Source organism: Rhodococcus sp. CX, assembly GCF_015865005.1.
Taxonomy (GTDB): Bacteria; Actinomycetota; Actinomycetes; order Mycobacteriales; family Mycobacteriaceae; genus Rhodococcus.
On the sequence record NZ_JADZGH010000245.1, the window covers coordinates 1 to 1,431 of the forward strand.

Below are 1,431 nucleotides of genomic sequence, written 5' to 3' on the forward strand. Positions count from 1 at the left end.
TCGGCGGCGTTCGCGACCTCGGGTAGTTCGACGGTTTCCAGGCGCCACGCGGAGCCGCGCGCCACCGCCCGGTGGGTGCCGTCGGGGCCGGCGGCCCACAGTTCGGCGACGACGAGTTCGATCTTGCGGCCGGGCCGTTCGATCCAGGAGCGGACCTCGAGGTCGGTGAGCGGGACCGGTCCGAGCAGGTCGACGGTGATGCGGGTCAGGCGGGTGCCGGGGCGGGCGCCGCACCGGTCGAGGGCGCGGGCGAGCAGCGCCGACGGGGGCGCCCCGTGCTGCAGGGTGGTGCCCCAGGTGCTGACGGTGCGGTCGGTGGGGCGGAACCACTCGATGTGGACTGCGCTGTCGGTGGTGCCGGCCGGGCCGGTCGTCGGCACGTAGTAGGCCGCGTCGCTCACTTCGGTTCTCTCCTCGGGACTTCGCGGCGGCTGGGGGTGAACCGCCGTCCGACGATGATGACACCGAGTGCCGGAACGAGGCGGCGGTGGGTGGGGTGTGTGCAGCGACGCTCGGGTGACCTGGCAGGCTGTGGGACGGTCCGGCGCAGTGCCCGGGCCGATCCGGCAGGCGAGCAGACGAGGGTGGACACGGCGATGGCAGCAGGCGGACTCGGGCGTAGCGGACCGTTCCAGGTCGGTGATCGCGTGCAGTTGACCGACGCCAAGGGCCGCAAGTACACCGTGGTGCTCGAGCCGGGCAAGGAGTTCCACACCCACCGCGGCGGGATCCTGCACAACGATCTGATCGGCACCGACGAGGGCGTGGTGGTGACCTCCACCAACGGCACCCCGTACCTGGCGTTGCGGCCGCTGCTGGTGGACTACGTGATGTCGATGCCGCGCGGGGCGCAGGTGATCTACCCGAAGGACGCCGCGCAGATCGTGCAGGAGGGCGACATCTTCCCGGGGGCGACGGTGCTCGAGGCGGGCGCCGGGTCCGGGGCATTGACGTGTTCGCTGCTGCGGGCGGTCGGGTCGACCGGCCGGGTGATCTCGTACGAGGTGCGCGAGGACCATCTCGAGCACGCCGAGCGGAACGTGACCACGTTCTTCGGGGAGCGCCCGGAGAACTGGACGACACAGCTGGCGGATCTGGCGGACTACGACGTGGAGACCCACGGGCGGGTCGATCGGGTGGTGCTGGACATGCTGGCGCCGTGGGATGTGCTCGAGACGGTGAAGAAGGCGCTGGTGCCCGGGGGGGTGCTCATCGTCTACGTGGCGACGACGACGCAGCTGTCGCGGGTGGTGGAGGCGCTGCGGGAGCAGACCTGCTGGACCGAGCCGCGGTCGTGGGAGTCGATGGTGCGGGGCTGGCACGTGGTGGGGTTGGCGGTGCGTCCGGAGCATCGGATGCAGGGGCACACCGCGTTCCTGGTCAGTGCCCGCCGGTTGCAGGACGGGGTGGAGACCCCGAAGCCGCAGCGCC

The 1,431-nt window shown here is 71.7% G+C and carries 2 protein-coding genes; one reads left to right on the forward strand and one right to left on the reverse strand.

Annotated features, from left to right (window positions below):
* Nucleotides 1-401 (reverse strand): acyl-CoA thioesterase domain-containing protein (locus I0Q12_RS26670; RefSeq protein WP_197256327.1); only part of this gene is annotated, 401 nt, incomplete at its 3' end.
* Between the two features lie 195 nt (nt 402-596).
* On the opposite strand from I0Q12_RS26670, the gene I0Q12_RS26675 reads away from it, so the two are divergent.
* Nucleotides 597-1,431, forward strand: an 835-nt coding sequence (locus I0Q12_RS26675; RefSeq protein WP_197256329.1) for a tRNA (adenine-N1)-methyltransferase, incomplete at its 3' end; no start/stop codon positions are given.